This is a genomic window from uncultured Roseobacter sp. (genome assembly GCF_947488185.1).
In the GTDB taxonomy this organism is placed as follows: Bacteria; Pseudomonadota; Alphaproteobacteria; order Rhodobacterales; family Rhodobacteraceae; genus Roseobacter.
In genome coordinates this window covers 432,652-451,344 of record NZ_CANKYM010000005.1, presented here as the reverse complement: position 1 = coordinate 451,344, position 18,693 = coordinate 432,652, and the positions used below count along the sequence as shown (strand labels likewise).

The 18,693-nt window shown below is 61.1% G+C and carries 19 protein-coding genes and 1 tRNA gene; 10 read left to right on the top strand and 10 right to left on the bottom strand.

The window, feature by feature from the left end; translation table 11 throughout:
* Positions 1–73 precede the first annotated feature (73 nt).
* Positions 74–916, top strand: coding sequence for a FecR domain-containing protein (locus Q1A52_RS20365; RefSeq protein WP_300019473.1), 843 nt, complete (start codon positions 74–76; stop codon positions 914–916).
* Between the two features lie 26 nt (positions 917–942).
* Positions 943–3,663: an EAL domain-containing protein gene (locus tag Q1A52_RS20360; protein ID WP_300019471.1), complete on the top strand. Its 2,721-nt coding sequence runs from the start codon at positions 943–945 to the stop codon at positions 3,661–3,663.
* A gap of 274 nt (positions 3,664–3,937) precedes the next feature.
* Here Q1A52_RS20360 and Q1A52_RS20355 read toward each other — a convergent pair.
* Positions 3,938–4,014: transfer RNA gene (locus tag Q1A52_RS20355), tRNA-Ile, on the bottom strand.
* A gap of 131 nt (positions 4,015–4,145) precedes the next feature.
* Between Q1A52_RS20355 and purM the strand changes: the two genes are divergently transcribed.
* The 3 genes from purM to rnd all read left to right on the top strand — a co-directional run bounded on the left by purM (position 4,146) and on the right by rnd (position 7,040).
* Positions 4,146–5,192 (top strand): phosphoribosylformylglycinamidine cyclo-ligase, encoded by a 1,047-nt coding sequence (gene purM / locus Q1A52_RS20350; RefSeq protein ID WP_300019469.1) that lies wholly within the window; start codon positions 4,146–4,148, stop codon positions 5,190–5,192.
* Complete coding sequence (gene purN / locus Q1A52_RS20345) at positions 5,189–5,782, top strand: phosphoribosylglycinamide formyltransferase (protein ID WP_300019464.1); 594 nt, start codon at positions 5,189–5,191, stop codon at positions 5,780–5,782. The genes purM and purN overlap by 4 nt, the downstream gene beginning before the upstream one ends.
* Before the next feature lie 97 nt (positions 5,783–5,879).
* Positions 5,880–7,040: a ribonuclease D gene (gene rnd / locus Q1A52_RS20340; RefSeq protein WP_300019462.1), complete on the top strand. Its 1,161-nt coding sequence runs from the start codon at positions 5,880–5,882 to the stop codon at positions 7,038–7,040.
* Between the two features lie 6 nt (positions 7,041–7,046).
* Here rnd and Q1A52_RS20335 read toward each other — a convergent pair whose 3' ends face one another.
* The gene (locus tag Q1A52_RS20335) at positions 7,047–7,559 is read right to left on the bottom strand and encodes a hypothetical protein (protein WP_300019460.1); all 513 of its coding nucleotides are present in this window, start codon (positions 7,557–7,559) and stop codon (positions 7,047–7,049) included.
* A gap of 123 nt (positions 7,560–7,682) precedes the next feature.
* Here Q1A52_RS20335 and Q1A52_RS20330 point away from each other — a divergent pair, with 123 nt between their 5' ends.
* Positions 7,683–8,093, top strand: a complete 411-nt coding sequence (locus Q1A52_RS20330) for a SufE family protein (RefSeq protein WP_300019459.1) — start codon at positions 7,683–7,685, stop codon at positions 8,091–8,093.
* A gap of 117 nt (positions 8,094–8,210) precedes the next feature.
* Here Q1A52_RS20330 and Q1A52_RS20325 read toward each other — a convergent pair whose 3' ends face one another.
* The 6 genes from Q1A52_RS20325 to Q1A52_RS20300 all read right to left on the bottom strand — a co-directional run bounded on the left by Q1A52_RS20325 (position 8,211) and on the right by Q1A52_RS20300 (position 14,625).
* Complete coding sequence (locus Q1A52_RS20325; RefSeq protein WP_300019457.1) at positions 8,211–8,843, bottom strand: DUF1638 domain-containing protein; 633 nt, start codon at positions 8,841–8,843, stop codon at positions 8,211–8,213.
* Positions 8,830–9,153, bottom strand: coding sequence for a YbjQ family protein (locus Q1A52_RS20320; RefSeq protein WP_300019455.1), 324 nt, complete (start codon positions 9,151–9,153; stop codon positions 8,830–8,832). Before Q1A52_RS20320 ends, Q1A52_RS20325 begins: the two co-directional genes overlap by 14 nt.
* A gap of 1 nt (position 9,154) precedes the next feature.
* Positions 9,155–9,370, bottom strand: coding sequence for a hypothetical protein (locus tag Q1A52_RS20315; RefSeq protein WP_195819126.1), 216 nt, complete (start codon positions 9,368–9,370; stop codon positions 9,155–9,157).
* A gap of 43 nt (positions 9,371–9,413) precedes the next feature.
* Positions 9,414–10,112, bottom strand: a complete 699-nt coding sequence (locus Q1A52_RS20310; protein ID WP_300019453.1) for a B12-binding domain-containing protein — start codon at positions 10,110–10,112, stop codon at positions 9,414–9,416.
* Positions 10,113–10,324: 212 nt separating this feature from the next.
* Complete coding sequence (locus Q1A52_RS20305) at positions 10,325–13,462, bottom strand: efflux RND transporter permease subunit (protein WP_300019451.1); 3,138 nt, start codon at positions 13,460–13,462, stop codon at positions 10,325–10,327.
* Positions 13,462–14,625 carry an efflux RND transporter periplasmic adaptor subunit gene (locus Q1A52_RS20300; RefSeq protein WP_300019449.1) on the bottom strand — a complete coding sequence of 388 codons (1,164 nt, stop codon included), beginning with the start codon at positions 14,623–14,625 and terminating at the stop codon, positions 13,462–13,464. The genes Q1A52_RS20305 and Q1A52_RS20300 overlap by 1 nt, the downstream gene beginning before the upstream one ends.
* Positions 14,626–14,704: 79 nt before the next feature.
* Between Q1A52_RS20300 and Q1A52_RS20295 the strand changes: the two genes are divergently transcribed.
* Positions 14,705–15,334, top strand: coding sequence for a TetR/AcrR family transcriptional regulator (locus tag Q1A52_RS20295; RefSeq protein WP_300019447.1), 630 nt, complete (start codon positions 14,705–14,707; stop codon positions 15,332–15,334).
* On the opposite strand, the gene bmt is transcribed toward Q1A52_RS20295, so the two are convergent.
* Complete coding sequence (bmt, locus tag Q1A52_RS20290; RefSeq protein ID WP_300019445.1) at positions 15,331–16,362, bottom strand: betaine--homocysteine S-methyltransferase; 1,032 nt, start codon at positions 16,360–16,362, stop codon at positions 15,331–15,333. The genes Q1A52_RS20295 and bmt overlap by 4 nt on opposite strands.
* Before the next feature lie 159 nt (positions 16,363–16,521).
* Positions 16,522–16,836 carry a DUF1476 domain-containing protein gene (locus Q1A52_RS20285; RefSeq protein WP_300019443.1) on the bottom strand — a complete coding sequence of 105 codons (315 nt, stop codon included), beginning with the start codon at positions 16,834–16,836 and terminating at the stop codon, positions 16,522–16,524.
* A 155-nt stretch (positions 16,837–16,991) separates the two neighbouring features.
* On the opposite strand from Q1A52_RS20285, the gene purC reads away from it, so the two are divergent.
* From purC to purQ, 3 genes are read left to right on the top strand one after another with little or no spacing between them, the layout of a single operon-like run.
* On the top strand, positions 16,992–17,753 hold the full coding sequence (gene purC, locus Q1A52_RS20280) for a phosphoribosylaminoimidazolesuccinocarboxamide synthase (RefSeq protein ID WP_299783142.1): 762 nt from the start codon (positions 16,992–16,994) through the stop codon (positions 17,751–17,753).
* 41 nt (positions 17,754–17,794) lie between these two features.
* Positions 17,795–18,025: a phosphoribosylformylglycinamidine synthase subunit PurS gene (purS, locus tag Q1A52_RS20275; protein ID WP_299783143.1), complete on the top strand. Its 231-nt coding sequence runs from the start codon at positions 17,795–17,797 to the stop codon at positions 18,023–18,025.
* Positions 18,025–18,693, top strand: coding sequence for a phosphoribosylformylglycinamidine synthase subunit PurQ (gene purQ, locus Q1A52_RS20270; RefSeq protein WP_300019441.1), 669 nt, complete (start codon positions 18,025–18,027; stop codon positions 18,691–18,693). Before purS ends, purQ begins: the two co-directional genes overlap by 1 nt.

The window sequence follows — 18,693 nt, the reverse complement described above, 5'->3', positions numbered from 1 at the left end:
CTATAGGAACTCAATTCCGAATTTCTTTACGTTTTTCCAGCAAGAAGATGACGTTTTTGAGAAAGGATCAGACATGGTTTCCCGACTGTTTTTCGCTATTTTGCTTTTCGTTGTCTGGAGTTTGACCGCGGCTGCAGAGGGTTGGGTGCTGCAGCGCACTGACGGGAATGTCCGCATTTCAGTTGACGGAAAAACGTGGAGCCGGGCCAGGAACGGCGCTGATCTTGTCAGCGGGACATGGATCAGAACCGGTGCCCGCAGTCGGGCCATCGTGGGACGGGGCGCGGAACGCATCATCTACCGCGCCAACACACTTGCCGCGGTGTCAGTCTCCCAACCAACGGGTCAAACCACGCAGGTCACGCATCAACGAGGCTCGGTTTTCCTTTCCGTTAAAACTCAGGACCGGAAACGCACCAGCGTTGTGACACCGCACCTCGCAGCGGTGATCAAGGGCACCGTTTTGGAAGTGATCACCGACGAGGAAAGCGCTTCGGTGCGCGTGGACAAGGGTGTCGTCGAGGTGCGTAGCGACGGGCGTAGTGTCGATGTCGATGCCGGGCGTCAGGCGGTTTCAAACGGTCGATCGCTGAACGTGTCGGCGGCGGATGTGACCAGCCGAGTTCCAGGCTCCCCGAATACTTTCAGTCTGGAGTTGCGCCAAGCACCCGCTGCGACGCGGAATGCGGCCCGAAATGCGAGTGCGACAGGGCTTGCCAATGGCAACGCTTTTGGGGCGTCGGCCGCAAAAAACAAAGGAAACAATGGAAACGGCAACGGCAACGGCGGCGGGAACGGCAACGGTGGTGGAAACGGCAACGGTGGCGGTAGCGGCAACGGTGGTGGAAACGGTAACGGTGGTGGAAACGGCAACGGAAACAATGGGAACGGAAATGGCAATGGAGGCGGAAACTGACTCGTCCTGCCGTCGTTCTACGCCATGTGCTCGTCGCGCATTTGATAGTCGCCGCAGTCTTTCTTGCTGACCGCGGCGACTATTTTTGGGTTTTGAACGACCGCCTGGAGGATTTCCGCGCTGCAAATACAGAGCGCACGGCCTCCGGTGATTTTATCTTTGTCGCCATCGATGCAGCGTCTATTCAGTCAATCGGAGCATGGCCCTGGTCACGTCAGGTGCACGCGGATATCCTCGACAATCTGACCGATGCCGGTGCCCTGGACGTTCTTTTTGATGTCGATTTCGCGTTCCCGTCCGATCCTGCAGGTGACCTGGCTTTTGCCAATGCTCTGGATCGATCCGGAAGCGCATATCTGCCTGTGTTCCGACAAGCCGGACGCACGGGCGACAACGAGCAAACGACAAACTGGCCACTGACACTTTTTGCAGAACGGAGTTGGCCCGCATTGGTCAACGTGTTCAGTGACCGGCAAGGGGCGGTCCGCTTCTACCCCTTCGGCGATACGATTAACGGTGACTACATTCCTGCCGCCGCCGCCGTTCTCACCGGCACATTCTCGGAACGGTCGGGCAGTTTTCCCATCAATTTTGCGTTTCGACCTGACAGTGTACCGGCTGTTTCGGCAGCCGACGTCGCGACAGGCCGGTTCGACCCGGGTATGATCGCGGGCCGATCCGTCGTCGTAGGCGCTTTCGCCATCGAATTGGGTGATCTTTTTGCTGTGCCGGTGCATGGGATCATTCCGGGACCTCTTTTACATATCCTTGCGGCAGAGACGCTAGCCGCCGACGTGGTGCCCGTAACGCTGGCTGTGGAGTGGGTTTTGCTGGCTCTCCTGGCGTTTCTGTTGCTCTTGCAAACTCCCTTGCTTCGGAGACCTTCCACACTGATAACCGCTGCAATCCTCGCGCTTGTTGGCACTGAGGCGGCGGCATTCGGGCTCTTCGCGACACGTGCTATTGTCGTCCCAACCGGGGTCCTTTATCCGAGCCTGCTCGCCTTTTGCAGTTGGTCTCTTTTGTGGCGGCTGAAGCTGAATGGTTGGATTATCAACCGTCAACGACAGGAAGTCGCAAACACCTCGGCGCTGTTGCGGCAAGTATTTGACGACAGCTTTGATGCCATTGCTGTCGTAGACGAAACCGGTGCGGTTCAGATGCACAGTGATACTGCGGCCGGCCTCTTCGGCGTTGACGAGGGAGGTCGGCTCAGGCTTCCCAGTCGGCTCAAGGAGCACGCGCTCGCCGCGATGGAAAAAGGCTGCGAGCAAACCGTCCGAAAATACGAAAGTCTCTCCGGCGGCGTCTCGCTCCATCTGGAATACACCGTTGCCCCCTCACGGACAGTTTCTTTTGAAGGCGTGAAGGAAAGAACTCTGCGGATCGCTACCCTGTCGATGCGCGATGTCACGACGTTAAAGGAACAGGAGCGTGAAATCGCATATCTGTCCAGTTACGACGCGCTCACGGGCGCGCTGCGGCGCAGCGTCTTGCTGGATTTCATGAGCCTGCGCGCAGATGCGGGAGAGCCCTTTACTGTTTTCGTTTTCAACCTCAGTCGATTTAAAACGATCAACGTCGTGCTGGGCCGCGACGTGGGAGACGCGCTTTTGCAGCAAGTGGTGAAGCGCCTGGAGGAGGCGGGACTGAACATCTCGGCTCCCGCGCGGCTGGGCGGAGACACCTTCGCATGTTTCACTGAGTTTGAGACGGACGATGCGCTGGCCGCGACCTTTGCGCGCCGCCTTTGCGAGATTGTCGCAAGCCCCTATGCCTTGGAAAAAGCCAATGCGCGCATCGGCGTAAATCTCGGGTATTGTCAGGTTGTTCCCGACGCAAGCTTTGCTGCCACGGAGGCGTTGTCCCATGCGGAGGAGGCGCTCGATGCGGCGCGGCTTGCGGGGGACGGTGAGCCCCAATCCTACGATCCTGTCCTGTCTCGTACCCAGTTTCGCTCCAGGGAGATCGAGCGTGCCATGGGGCGGGCGCTCGACCGGGAAGAGTTTGAAGTTTGGTACCAGCCGCAGCATCGCCTAGAGGATCTGAAACTGGTTGGCTCCGAAGCGCTTTTGCGCTGGAAATCGGAACAGCTTGGCCAGGTATTCCCGGACGAATTCATCGAGATCGCGGAATCGACAGGCTTCATCAACGAACTTGGGGCATGGGTCCTGGAAAAGGCAATGCTTGATACTCTGGCGCTGCCTGGCGCTTTGGGTGTCGCCGTCAATGTATCTGGTGTTCAGATGACTGGCGACAATATTGTCGGTAACGTCAACAAGCTCCTCAAGGCCACTGGCTTTCCAGCATCGCGTTTATGCCTCGAACTCACCGAAACCGTCCTGTTCGACGGGACGGGCGACTTGGTGGAAAAAATGCGCGACATCCAGTTTCGCGGCATAAGCTGGGCTTTGGATGATTTCGGAACGGGATACTCGTCCCTAGGATATCTTTCCAAGCTTCCAATCGACAAACTCAAGGTAGACAAGTCCTTTGTGTTTGGTCTTGGAACCGACCCTTCGGCTGAACCAATTCTTTCGGCGATAAGCGATCTTTGCCGCGGCTTAGGGATGACACTCTTGTGCGAGGGCGTGGAGACCGAAGAACATCTCTCCTTTCTCAAAACGCATCGCTACGCAGAAGCTCAAGGCTATCTCTTTGGAAAGCCAATGCCGTTTTCCGACTTTACCGCCTATGCGAGACGAGAAGAGTTTGGCAAAGGAAGCGACCCGCAAACCGGTTCTTGAAATCCACACAGTAACGCCGCGTCTGAAACCGGGTGAGAACTGGCGCGCGCCGTCTGTGCTTTCGCAAATTCCGTTTTCTGCGCGTTCGCATGAATTCCGGGCCCGCACTGGAATTTGTAGGTGAGTTCAACAGATGGACGCGTATTTGGAAGGCCCTGCAACACATGCCACTGTTCCGACTGCGTGGACTTGGGAAAGATTCCTTGACTGCCGATAGATTTCACTGGAAAGAAAGTTTCCCACATGGCGGATAAGTCGTTGATTTAAAAGGATGTGGTAGGCCCGGCAGGACTTGAACCCGCAACCAAAGCGTTATGAGCGCTCTGCTCTAACCAATTGAGCTACAGGCCCGCCATACCTGCGTGGGTAAGCCGCACCGTTGGCCGCGTCAAGAGGCCGGACGGTGCGCTCCAGACATTGCATGCGCGCGGTGAATGCTCTAACCCCCGATGCATCAAATCAGCGGCGCAAGGGACCCTGTCATGACACTGCCAAAAAACGGGATCACCTATGCGGATGCGGGTGTAGATATCGATGCGGGCAACGCTCTGGTGGATCGCATCAAGCCGGCGGCAAAGCGCACAAATCGTACAGGCGTGATGGCCGGGCTGGGCGGATTTGGCGCGCTTTTCGATCTCAAGGGGGCGGGCTATCAGGACCCGATCCTTGTCGCGGCCACCGATGGGGTCGGGACCAAGCTGCGCATTGCCATCGACACCGGCCATGTGGATGGCGTGGGTGTCGATCTGGTGGCGATGTGTGTGAACGATCTGGTCTGTCAGGGCGCGGAGCCGTTGTTTTTCCTCGACTATTTCGCGACTGGCGCGCTCGACACCGATCAGGCGGCGCGTATCATCGAAGGCATCGCGCTTGGGTGTGAACGTGCCGGATGTGCCCTGATCGGTGGGGAGACAGCCGAGATGCCGGGCATGTACCCCGCCGGTGACTTCGATCTGGCAGGCTTTTCTGTCGGTGCGATGGAGCGTGGACAGGACCTGCCGACGGGGGTTGCCTCCGGCGATATGCTGCTGGGGCTCTCCTCGGACGGTGTGCATTCCAACGGCTACAGTCTGGTGCGCAAGCTGGTCGAACTGTCCGGGCTGGCGTGGGAAGATGCCTGCCCCTGGGCGGAGCGGTCACTGGGGGCGGAACTGCTGACCCCGACGCGACTTTACGTGCGGCCTGCGCTGGCGGCGATCCGGGCAGGGGGCGTGCATGCGCTGGCGCACATCACGGGCGGCGGGCTGACCGAGAACCTGCCACGGGTTCTGCCCGAGGATCTGGGCGCGCAGATCGATCTGAACAGCTGGACCCTGCCGCCGGTCTTCGACTGGATGGCACGGACCGGCGGCATGGCCGAAGCGGAAATGCTTAAAACCTTCAATTGCGGGCTGGGCATGATCCTCGTGGTGGCACCCGACCGGGCAGACGCCTTGACGGCCTTGTTGACCGAGCAGGGCGAGGAGGTGACCCGCATTGGCACGGTGACCGATACCGCCGGCGTGGAATATCAAGGCACGCTGCTTTGACCAAACGGGTCGCGATTTTCATCTCAGGCAGCGGCTCCAACATGGTCAAGCTGCTCGACAGTATGCACGGGGATCACCCGGCACGGCCCTGCGTTGTGCTGTCGAATGACCCCTCTGCGAAGGGTCTGGAGCTGGCCGAGGCGCGGGGCGTGCCCACCGAAGTGGTGCGTCACCAGCCTTTCAAGGGCGACCGGGATGCCTTTGAACACGCCATTACCGGCGCGCTCGCCCATCACGCGCCCGATATCATCTGTCTGGCGGGGTTCATGCGCAAGCTAACGGCAGGTTTTGTTGACCCTTGGCGCGGGCATATGCTGAACATCCACCCCTCGCTGCTGCCGAAGTACAAGGGGCTCAACACCCATGCCCGTGCGCTGGAGGCGGGCGACCATATGCACGGATGCACGGTACATGAGGTGACCCCTGTGCTGGACGACGGCCCTATCCTGGGGCAGGCGGAGGTGCCGGTGCAGCCGGGTGACACGATCGAGACACTCTCTGCCCGTGTGCTCGTGCAGGAACACCGGCTCTACCCCGTGGTTCTGGAGCGCTTTGCCCGTGGCGATAGACGCCCGATCCTGTTGCGCTAGGTGCCCGGACATGCGGTTCTGGTCAAAGCCCCGTGCCTCGTGTAACAGATTGGTGACTGGGTATTATTGACGATCATTAAGAAAAAGAAACGCCCGAATGAAAACACTCACCACGACTGCTGAACTGGCTGCCTTTTGCACAGAGGCGGCCGGCCATGACTATGTGACCGTCGATACCGAGTTTCTGCGCGAACGCACCTATTATTCAAAACTCTGCCTGATCCAGCTGGCCATGCCGGGCAAAGATGACAGCACGGCGGTGCTGGTCGATCCGCTGGCCGAGGGGCTGTCGCTGGAACCGCTCTACACGCTCTTTCGGGATACGTCGGTGGTCAAGGTGTTTCACGCCGCGCGTCAGGATCTGGAAATCTTTTACGTCGATGCGCAGGTCTTTCCGGAGCCGCTCTTTGACACGCAGGTGGCGGCCATGGTCTGCGGCTTTGGCGAGCAGGTGGGTTATGAAACCCTGGTGCGCCGGATTGCGAAAAAGCCGCTCGACAAGACGTCGCGGTTTACTGACTGGTCCCGGCGCCCCCTGACGGCGGCGCAAAAGACCTATGCGCTGGCGGATGTGACCCATCTGCGCGAGATTTACGAATTCCTTGCCGCCAAGCTGGAAGAAACCGGGCGCAGCCGTTGGGTCCAGGAGGAGTTGAAGGTTCTGACCAGCCCCGACACCTATATCGTGACCCCGGAAGAAGCCTGGCGGCGGGTCAAAACGCGGACGAATTCTCCCAAGTTTCTCGCCGTCGTGCGGGAACTGGCCGGTTTTCGCGAACGCCACGCGCAAGAGCGCAACATCCCCCGCAACCGCGTCTACAAAGACGATGCGCTGGTGGAGCTGGCCTCCAACAAACCCAAAAACGCCGAGGAGCTTGGCCGTGCGCGGTTGTTGCTGCGCGAGGCGCGGCGCGGGGATATCGCCGAAGGTATCCTCAACGCCGTGGCTGACGGGGTGAATTGTCCGCCCGACAAGATGCCCCAACCGGACCGGTCTCGGGACAAGCTGCAGGTCAATCCGGCGTTGGCCGATCTTCTGCGCGTGCTGCTCAAGGCCAAGACAGAGAGCGCGGGCGTCGCAGCGAAACTGATTGCTCCGGCCTCAGAGCTGGATGCCATTGCTGCGGGCCTGCGGGACGTTGCGGCCCTGCAAGGCTGGCGCAAGGAGGTGTTCGGCGCGGATGCCTTACGTCTCTGCGAGGGTAAGATCGCGCTGGCCGCTGACGGGTCCGACGTGCGGATCGTCGCACTCGACTGAGCGGGGTTACCTGCGCGATTGCAGCGCGTTGCGAACAGCTTCGACCCGGATGGTGCGGGCGCCCGAAAGCGTCTGATTGGTGACTTTGCGGGCAACGGTTACTTCGCGTGTCACCGGGGCGCCCTGAGCGGTGCCACCCCTCCGCAGGCCCTGGAGACTGTAGGAGAGGACACCGTCGACGACCGCCTCGTCCTCATTGATCGGGATCAGCCGCACATCATAGACGCCCTGAACGGCGGCGACACCGGTTGCACGGATGATTGCACCACCCGGGACACGTTCAACGGTCAGATCGCTGACCGTGTCAATCGGCTGGCCGGCATAGGATCTTTCTCTGTTCGAAGAGAAAAGACCCTCGCGTGTGGGGATGAGCGGGTTGGTGTTCTCGACCGACGCGGCGACCGGCGCGGGTTCGCCGCGTCCGAACCAGTTGAACGGGTTGACCCGGCTGTCACGGATGCCGCCGCATGCGGAAAGGATCAGGGTCGAGACCAGAAGGACGGAAACTGTCTTGCGCATGGGGCCTGCCATCAATTCTTGTTCTTTCCCGATTATCTCATCTGATGCGCGTTGAAAAGCGCCAAGGCAGCTGGACCTTTGGCAATGCGCGCCTTACCTCAGGAACGATAAGCGAGGACGGTGATGGCACAGGCAGAATTTGAAGAACTGGTCGAAGATTTCGAGTTCCTGGACGATTGGGAAGATCGCTACCGCCTGGTGATCGAAGAGGGCAAGGGGATGGCGCCGCTCGATGCGGCCCTGAAAGTGCCTGCGACGAAGGTGGAGGGCTGCGCCAGCCAGGTCTGGTTGCATGCGGTCACGGAGGGCGGCGTGCTGCATTTCGACGGGGAGAGCGACGCGATGATCGTGAACGGCTTGATTGCCGTTCTGCGCAAGCTCTACAACGGGTTGCCGCTGGACGCCGTTCTGAGCGTGGATGCGCGCCAGGAAATGGAGCGTCTGGGGCTGAACGATCATCTGTCCGCCCAGAGATCGAATGGCTTGCGCGCGATGATCGAGCGCATTCGCAGCGTGTCTGCTGCTGCCGCCTGAACGCTGATAGAGCAGCCTTTCACGAAAGAGACGCGCCTGGGGCGTGTTACCCAAATGGACGCACCTTCGGTGCGACACGATGTTTTTCAAATTCCATCCGGAATTTGGCGGTGACAGTCAGAGATTGGCGAGACTCGTTTCCAACTCACCGTACCCTGTGAACCGGCGTTCGAAACTCAGACCAAGTCTCTCGGCACAGGCGCGGGCCTTTTCGGTGAGCGCCGGATCGTCGGTCTGGGCCTGATAGACCAGCTTCTCGTAATTGCCGAAATACGTGTCACGCAGTTCGGGGTGACGGTCGAGCCCCATGGGTTTGATGACAAAGGCATCGAACTGGCGGACGAGAAAATCGGTGAGATAGAAGGTGGTGATTTCTGTCTCGCTTTGCTGTGCGAAACGATCATTGCCTTCGAAGAACGCGTAACAATGGGGCCCTGCGATCATCTCTACCCCCAGTTCCGCGCAAGCTGCCTGCAGCACCCCACCGGTGCCGCAATCGGCATAGACCACGAAGATCGTGTCATAATCATCGGCGTGTTTTGCCACGGTGTCGCGGACGGCCTTGGTGATCTTATCAGGGTAGAGGTGGTATTTGGCGGGCAGGCAGGTGAGGTCCAGATGGGTCCAGCCATTCGCCGCCGTCAGATCCAGGATTTCGCGGGCCAGCGCCCCGCAGGCGATGAGCAGCACCTTGCCTTGCCCACCTGGGGCAAGGCCCTGTTCAGTCAGGATCTCGTCACGAAGCTGCATCGAGCCGCACCGCCGTGCCGTAGGCCACAATCTCTGACGCACCGCCCATGATTTGCGAGGTCTCAAAGCGCATGTCGACCACCGCATCTGCACCGAGTTCTTGAGCGTTGGCGATCATCCGGTCAAGCGCTTGTTCGCGGGCGCCTGCCATCAGCGATGAGTACCCGGTGACCTCGCCGCCCACGAGATTCTTCAGACCAGCGACGATGTCGGTGCCGATATGCTTTGCGCGTACCGTCGAGCCGCGCACGAGGCCTAGCGTTTCTGTTGTGGGGCGCCCGGCGATTTGGGATGCTGTGACCACCAACATCTTAGTGCTTCATCCCGTCGTAGTGGTCTTCTTCAGCGTTGCCGAGCCGTTCGGACAGCACCCGGTAAAACACGTAGCCCGCAAGCGCCGCAGGGATCAGGGCGAGACCACCGGCAGGCACTTGAAAAGCGGTCAGCAGAAGGGCCGCGAGCCAAAGGGTGATGCCAAACGCGGCAAGCACGCAGACACAGATGAGAACCAACTTGTCGAGCGACATATGACATGTCCTTCCGATTGCGTGGCGCCCTCCTCGCGCAGGATCAGGCGCTCTTTTGGTTGTGCTTGCGGCCCACCCATTCCTTGGCGGTTTCCACCGCGACGGCTGCGTCGCGGCAGTAGGCGTCGGCACCGATGGCCTTGCCGAATTCCTCGTTGAGCGGCGCGCCCCCGACGAGCACGATATAGTCATCGCGGATGCCCTGTTCCACCATCGTGTCGATCACGACCTTCATGTAAGGCATCGTGGTGGTGAGCAGGGCGGACATGCCCAGAATGTCAGGGCCTTCCTGTTCCATGGCTTCCAGATAGGCTTCGACGGCGTTGTTGATCCCCAGATCGACCACCTCGAACCCGGCGCCTTCCATCATCATGCCGACGAGGTTCTTGCCAATGTCGTGGATGTCACCCTTGACCGTGCCAATGACCATTTTGCCCACGCGGGGGGCGCCGGTTTCGACCAGCAGCGGCTTGAGGATGGCCATGCCGCCCTTCATCGCATTGGCCGCCAGCAGCACTTCGGGCACGAAGAGGATACCGTCGCGGAAATCATGGCCCACAATCGTCATGCCGCCGACCAGCGCCTTGGTCAGGATATCGTAAGGCTGCCATCCGCGTTCCAGCAGGATGTTCACGGCTTCTTCAATCTCTTCCTTGAGACCGTCGTAGAGGTCGTCGAACATCTGTTGGACAAGCTCTTCGTCGTCCAGTTCTGCGAGGATGATTTCGTCTTCGTCCGACATTGGCACTTCCTAATGCGTCGCAAGAGCTGCGGTTATGATCTTTCGCCTTTTGTGACAGATCGGTTTACACCGACTGTCCAGATTACGACACGCAGGTAACGGTGTGCGACTCTGTGACGCGAAATTTACCGCGCAAACAGAGCCCTGCACAAGCGTCCTGATGCCGGACGCGTCCGAATTCTTTTCATAAAGATATAGTGGTTAAGCGCGGGTTACTCCGCCGCATGCACCAGATTGAGCGCAGGTTGCGGGTTGGCGTCGCGCATTTTTGTGCGGTCTCGCCGCGCATAGAGCAGCGCGAACATCGGCGGCGTGAAATAGAAGGACACCACGGTGGAGAGCAGCACGCCGCCCGCGACGGACATCGCGAAAGGCGGCCAGAAGCCACCGCCCGCGAGGATCAGCGGCAGGAAACCCCCGAAGGTGGTGATCGTCGTGCTGATGATATGGCGGCTGGAGCCCATGAGCACCTTGACCATGGCATCCACATCGCCCGCACGCGCACCGGGATCGTCCCGCAGCCCGGTCATGATGATGATGGCCGCGTTGATCGACACGCCGATGGAGCCGATGACCCCGATGATCGCGTTGATGCCAAAGGGGTATTGGAACACGGCCAGCGCCAAGATGCTGAGCCCGGCAGAGAGGACGCTGACCACCAGGGCGATGGCCGAGAGGCGGAAGGAGTTGAAGGTCATGACGATGGCGGCGATGGAGAGGGTCACGATCAACCCCAGCGAGGCCAGCAGGTTGCCCATGGTCTCGGCCCGCGCATCGCTGTCACCGCCGATCTCCAGCCGGTATCCGGCGGGCAGGGCAAAGCCTTCGGCCTCCAGTGCCGCCTGCACCTGCACCAGCGCCTCTTCGGGCAGAACATCGCGCAGGATGAAGGCCTGGATGGTATTCACCCGCTCCGCATTGCGGCGGGTGATGATTGGCTCGCTCGGGGTCAGCGCAATGTCAGCGATGGCAGAGAGCGGCACCCCCGGAAAGCTGCCGTTTTGCGACAGGGCGGCGGCGTTCGGCGGCAGGATTGTCATATCGGCAATCGCCGTCAGGTCGCCGCGTGTGGCATCGCCAAAGCGAACGCGCACGGGCAGCTCTTCGGGGCCTTCGAGCAGGGAGCCGCCCGCGACCCCTTCCAGCCCTGCCTCAAGCTGCCGGGATACATTGGCAAGCTCCAGACCCAGCTGGCGGGCCTTGGCCTCGTCCACGTCGATGCTGACCTCCGGCGCGCCGGTGGTCACGGTGCCCCGGGCAAGAGTGACCATATCCACATCTGCCACGATCCGGCGCATCTCCGCGCCGATTTCACGCAAACGGTCCAGATCAGGGCCGACGATCCGCAATTCAACCGGCGCGTCCACGGGAGGGCCCTGAACCAGCCCGCGCACCAGCACCTGTGCTTCGGGCGCGGTCCTGTCGATACTACGTTCCAGCCGGGCGATCAGGGCCTCAGTCGCCTCTGGCGAGGTGGTGGTCACAAGGGCTTCGGCAAAGCGTGCGGCGTTATCGCGCCCGCCAGCCATGTTGTAGTAGAAGGCGGGCGCGGATTTCCCGATGACCCAGGAGACCTGCCGGGTTTCGGGCGCGTCCCGCAACAGGGCATCAAGGCGGTCCACAACCTGTGCGGTCTGGCCGATGGCGGCACCGGGACGCAGGTCCACTTCGATATGGAACTGATCGCGGTCCACGCCGGGGAAGAACTGTGCGGTCAGCAGCGGCATGGAGATGAAGCCCAGCACCGGCAGCACGAGGGCAAAAGCGACGGAGCGGACGGGGTTGCGCACCGCCCACCGCAGGGTTGCGGCAAAGGCATTGGAGAGCGCGGGGATTTTCAGGCCGGAGAACAGCAGGCTGCTTTTTTCGGCAGCGGGCATCGCCCATCCGGCGATGGCAGGGGTGAGGGTAACCGCGACGAGGAAGGACCACAGCAGCATGGTAACAACGGCGATGGCGATGGAGCCAACAAAATCCCCAGCCGGGCCCGGCAGCAGGATCATTGGGGTGAAGGACAAGGCGGTCGTGACCGTGGAGGCAAAGAGAGGGGCAAAGAGACGCCGCACCGCGCCGCGCACGGCATCGATGCGTTTCATACCCTTGGCAATGCGCTGGCCCACCTCATCGGTCATCACAATGCCCGCATCCACCAACAGACCCAGCGCCACGATCAGCCCGGTGACCGACATTTGGTGAATAGCCAGACCGATCACGTTCATCGTGGCCAGCGTGGCCAGTGACACCAGCGGCAGGATCAGCGCCACGATCAGCGCGGCGCGCACGCCCATGGTGATCAGCAGCACGCCCACCACCAGTGCGACCCCGATGGCCATATTACCGCCCACCTCGGCAAGACGGTCGGCGGTATAACGGCTCTGATCAAAGATCAGTTCGGCGGTGATGCTGTCGGGCACGTCTTGCTGAAACGCCTCCAAAGCGCCGACAACCCGCGCCATCCAGACGTCGACCTGCAGCCCGTCTTCAAGCTTGGCGGCGACCAGCACAGCAGGCGCGCCATTGTGCAGCGCCTGTTCGGCCAGCGGCAGGCGGGGCCCCCGGCTGATCTCCGCGATATCGGCCACGCGCGTCACCTGGCCACCCGGGCCTTCGCGCACGATCATCTCACGCACCCGGTCGAGGGCGGTAATGTCACCCTCGATGTCGATGATCAGCTCGTTGTCGAGGCTGCGCAGGCGGCCCGCCTGGCCCTTGCTGTCGGCCCGTGTGATCGCGGCGGACACATCATCGGCGCTCAGCCCCAAGGCCGCGGATTTCACCGGATCGAGGGTGACCAGCACTTCTTCTTCCGGGGCGCCGAAGGTTTCGACCTGTTTCGTGCCGGAGGTGCTGCGCAGCGCATCGGCCAGGGTCTCCGCATAGCGGCCCATGATGGTCAGGGGCACGTCCGCATGGTCGGCGGAAAGGGCGATGATGGCCCCGTAGGTGCCCGCGCCATCCGAGGAAAACTCCGGGGTCAGAACGCCTTGCGGGAACTCGGCTTCGGCATCCCCGAGCGCATCCCGGATTTCCGACCACACCTGTTCGATCCGGTCATCTGCCAGCGTGTCCAGCAGATCGACGTGCACAATGGAGATGCCGGTGGCGGAGGTGGAGTTGATCTCGTCCACCTCGGGGATTTCACGCAGCTCATCCTCGATTTCCGCAGTGACGAGGGTTTCGACGCGGGCCGGATCCGCCCCGGGGTAGGCGGTGGTAATCGTGGCAAAGAGGTTGGTGATGGTCGGGTCTTCCTGCCGCCCGATCGCCAGCAGCGCCGACAGACCGGCCGCGATGATCACCAGAAGGGCAAGGGCGACGACACGGGGTTCGCGAAAGGTGAGCGTTTCCATCAGCCTGCCTCGCCGGCGATCTGGACGGTCTGGCCTTTGACCACGCGGTGCGGGCCATCGGTGACAAAGGCTGTGCCATCCTCGAAGGTGCCGCGCACATAGGCCCGCGCGCCGTCGGAGAAGAGCACTTCAACCGCCTCGCTGCCGACCTGCGTCGTGCCGTCGGTCTTTGGCAGCGTCAACAGCCGCCAGAGGCCGCGCGGCGCATCCTGCAGTGCCGAGAGCGGCACCCAGGCGCCACGTTCGGCAACTTGCTGGCGCAACACCAGGGTGCCGGTGTCACGCAGGGGGGGCAGATCGTCACCGGTGAAGTTCAGCAGGACCGTGCGGGTGCGTGTGGCGCTGTCGAGTTCGGGCAGCACAGAATCGAGTGCCAGCGGGTATTTCTGCCCGTCAAAAAGGGCCTCGAATGCTGTGGCCTGCGACAGGGCCCCAACGATATCCGGGGTCAGACCCACGCGGAACTGTTGCCCGCCGGTTTCGACCAGCGACAGGATCGCCTGACCGGCCCCCACCGCGCCGCCGGTATCAACCATGCGTGCGGCAATGGTCGCCTCGAACGGCGCGCGCAGCTCGGACTTTTCCAGCTGAAGGGTCACGGAGACAAGGCTTGCGTCGATCTCGGCGATGCGGGCCTCAAGTTCCGCCAGCTGCAGCGCCACATTGTCCACCGCCTGGGCGGAGGCAAAGCCCCGGTCGCGCAGTTCCGTCTGGCGGTTCGTGGTGCGTCGGGCCAGTTCGGCCTGCGCCTCCAGCGCACGCCGGGTGGCCTGCAGCCGGGATCGTTCCGCCTCGACCAGCCGCGTGTCCAGACGGGCGACCACTGTGCCGGGCGATACCCGGTCGCCTTCATCCACGGCCAGCAGGGCGACGGTGCCGCCCTGTTCAAAGGCCATGGTGGTGCGCTGACCTGCCTCGATCTGTCCGGGGAAATGGCGCGCGACGCTGTAGCCCTCTTCCAGCTTCAGGCGCGCCGTTTGCACCTGCATGGGCGTTGTTGCCTCGGGCGGCGTGACAGCGGATGCACGATCCGCCAGTACGCCCTGACCCAGCACCATGAGGCCAATTGCGAGGCCGATCAGCAAAAGCGTGAAGACGACGGTGATCCCGTGACGTAGAATGCGGCGCCAGACAGGTTTTTGCGGTACGGTGGTCACGGTCATGCGATGTCCTCACTTGCGAAGTAAGTATCGCTTACATATGTTATAGGCTCTAACTTTATCAAGCTCAAAGGAGCGTTTTTTGTCAGATTCTCACGACACACTGCCGGATCAGCGCACGACATATCACCACGGCGACCTGCGCGAGCAGTTGCTGGCCGTGGTGCGCGATCTGGTGGAAGTGCATGGTCCGGAAGGATTTTCTGTCGCCGAAGCTGCACGGCGGGCCGGGGTCAGCACCGCGGCCCCCTACAAGCATTTCAAGGATCGGACCGATCTGCTCAATGCGCTGGTATCCGACGCGATGGACCGGCTGGCGGTGCAGATGGCCCGGGGCCGGGACCAATATGCGGTCGGAACCTACGAGGCGGTTGCGGGAATCGGTCAGGCCTATATCGACTTTGCCAAGGCGGAACCGGGGATATTCCGGCTGATGTTCGGCCTGACCGAGGGGCATGAGGATGACGATTGCATCCAGCGCAAGGGGCAGGACTGCCGCGAGATCGTGGAGACGGCCTGTGGTGCGTGCCTGGGAGAGGGGGCCTCGGAACAGGCGGCAGTGCTGTCAGCCTATATTCTGTGGACCAGCGTGCATGGTCACGCGTTCCTCAGCATCGACAAGAAGAACATCGATGAAGCGCAGGGCCTGGACGACTGGGATTTCCTGATGGCCGTCACAAGCGCGGTGTTGGACGCCTCGGCGCGCCCCTAACTGGCGGAGCTTGCCGCGCGGCGGCGGCGAGACGTGCGGCGGGCCGGGGCTTCATCGTCACCGGTGCCATCGCTTTGCGACGAAAACGCCCCCAGACGGTCGACGATCTCTTCGAGCGCGGGCGGGTGATCCATCGTGCGGGTGTCGAGCGCCTCGCGCATGTGGCGCAGGTGGTCCGGCATGGTGCCGCAGCATCCGCCGATGATGCTGGCCCCGCAGGCCCGCGCCATCACCGCGTAATCCGCCATCAACTCTGGCGTGCCGTCGTAGTGGATATGTCCGTCAACGTATTTCGGAATACCGGCATTCCCCTTGGCGATCACAGGACGTTCCGGGCCCTGAGCGGCGAACCCGAGGATCGTGCGCAAAAGGTCAGAGGCGCCAGTGCCGCAATTGGCGCCAAAGGCCAGCGGCGCATGATCGCCCAGATCATCAACCATTTTCACCATGTCCGCGCTGGTCAGGCCCATCATGGTGCGCCCGGCGGTGTCAAAACTCATGGTGCCAACCCAGTCGAGCCCGGCGAGGGCAAAGCCTTCGGCCGCGGCGCGGTATTCTTCCGGCGCGCTGATCGTTTCCAGCCAGCCGATGTCTGCACCGCCGGACTTCAGCCCGTCTGCCGCTTCGTGGAACATTTCAACGGCCAGTGCGCGGCTGAGTGTGCCCACGGGTTCCATGATTTCGCCGGTGGGACCGACGGAACCTGCGACAATCACCGTGCGGCCTGCAGTGTCAGCCACCTCACGCCCGATTTCGGCGGAGACGCGGGCCAGCTCATGCACGCGTTTTTCCGCGCCGTGCAGTTTCAAACGGGAGGCATTGGCGCCAAAGGAATTGGTCAGGAAAAGATCGCTGCCCGCATCGACCGCGCCCTTGTAGAGCGTCCTGATCTTTTGCGGCTCGTCGGTATTCCAGAGCTCCGGCGCATCGCCGGACATCAGACCCATGTTGAAGAGATTGGTGCCCGTGGCGCCATCGGCCAGCAGGGTGCCTTTTTCGTGCAGCAGTTTCATCATGGGATTGGTCATGGCGCGCCTCGCGGATATTCAGAGGCCTGCTGTGTCATGAACGCCATCTCAAGGCAAACTCATATTATTCATCTTGGTTATGAGGCTGCTAAGATGTCCGGGGTGGTTCCCTGACCGGGTGCTATGCCACCGGTCAGGAATAAGGTGTTGAATTAAAAATCAGATTTCCCGCATCAGCTGGGCTTTTGCCTCAGCCATCAGCTCGATCATTTTGGTGCGGATCGTGGTTTCATCGGCCTTGGAGCCGAGATCACCGGACACTTTGCGATAGACGTCTTCGTCACCGGCCTCTTCGAAATCGGATTTCACGACTTCCTTGGCGTATTCGGCGGCCTCGTCCCCAGATTTGCCCAGCAGGTCCGCCGCCCAGAGACCCAGTAGTTTGTTGCGCCTGGCTTCCGCCTTGAACTGCATTTCCGCGTCGTGGGCATATTTGTTTTCAAAGGCATTTTCGCGGTCGTCAAAGGTTGTCATGGGCCGGTCTCCTGTTGAACGGGTTGGTGTTACGACAGATATGCGGGCTTGGCGCGCTTTGCGCAAGGGACGCTGGCTTGCAGCAACGCGGGGCTTCCACTAAGAGGGGCGCAACGAGGTCGTGATTGTCGCGGCCCGCGGGGGAAAGGACGCCCATGGCCCGGCGCAAGAAAATCTACGAAGGCAAAGCAAAAATTCTTTATGAAGGCCCGGAGCCCGGCACCATTGTCCAGTACTTCAAGGATGATGCCACTGCGTTCAATGCAGAGAAGAAAGCGGTGATCGAAGGCAAGGGCGTGCTCAACAACCGCCTGTCGGAGTTTTTCATGACTGGTTTGGGCCAGATCGGGGTGCCCAATCATTTTATCAAACGGCTCAATATGCGCGAGCAGCTGGTGCGCAGTGTCGAGATCGTGCCGTTGGAAATCATCGTGCGCAACTATGCGGCCGGCACCATGTCGAAACGGTTGGGCATTGACGAAGGCACGCAGCTGCCGCGGCCGATTGTCGAATATTGCTACAAGGACGATTCTCTGGGCGATCCGCTGGTGACAGAGGAGCATATCGCGGCTTTTGGCTGGGCCAGTCAGCAGGACATGGATGATATCCTGAGCCTCGCGCTGCGGGTCAATGATTTCCTGTCGGGCGTGATGATGGCCGTCGGCATTCGGCTTGTGGACTTCAAGATCGAGGTCGGTCGGGTTTTTGACGGTGATTTCCAACGTCTGATCGTGGCGGACGAGATCAGCCCGGACAGTTGCCGGCTGTGGGACATCGAGACCGGTGAGAAGCTGGACAAGGATGTGTTCCGCCGGGATCTGGGCGATCTCAAGGATGCCTACACGGAAGTGGCGCGGCGGCTTGGGGTCATGCCGAAGAACGCGCAACCCATCACGAAGCCGACCCTAATCAATTGAGCGTCGGGCAGGCATATTTGAAGAACAATGAAGGGCAGATTATGAAAGCAACCGTGCATATCATGCTGAAGAACGGCGTGCTGGATCCGCAGGGTGAAGCGGTGCGTCACGCGCTCGGGGCGTTGGGCTTTGACAGTGTTCAGGGGGTACGTCAGGGCAAGGTCATCGAGCTTGATCTGGATGAGGGGGCGACCGAGGCAGATGTGACCGCGATGTGTGAAAAACTGCTCGCCAATACGGTGATCGAATCCTATTCGGTGGAGATGGGCTGATGCATGCGGCGGTGATTGTCTTTCCCGGATCGAACTGTGATCGCGATCTGGCCGTGGCTTTTGAGGCGGCGGGGGCCAGGGTCAGCATGGTCTGGCACAAGGACAGCAGCCTGCCGCAGGGCGTTGATATTGTCGGCATTCCGGGTGGGTTTTCCTTTGGGGATTACCTGCGCTGTGGCGCTATTGCGGCCAATTCGCCGATTTGCCGGTCGGTGGCGACCCATGCCGAGCGCGGGGGGTATGCTCTGGGCGTGTGCAACGGGTTCCAGATCTTGACCGAGACCGGGTTGTTGCCGGGGGTGCTGTTGCGCAACGCGGGATTGAAGTACATCTGCCAAACCGTTGGTCTGAAAGTGGAAACGTCGCAATCCGCCTATACCGAAGGCTATAATGCGGGTGACGTCATCGATATCCCGATTGCGCATCATGATGGCAATTATTTTGCCGATGACGAGACGATTGCGCGGCTGCAGGGCGACGACCGCGTTGCGTTTTCCTATACGAATAATCCGAATGGTGCGCGCGCGGATATCGCCGGTATCCTGTCGGAAAACCGGCGGGTGCTGGGCATGATGCCGCATCCGGAACGGGCCGCGGACGCAGGGCATGGCGGCACCGATGGGCAGGCGCTCTTCCGCGCATTGGCCGGAGCGCTTGTCAAAGCGTGA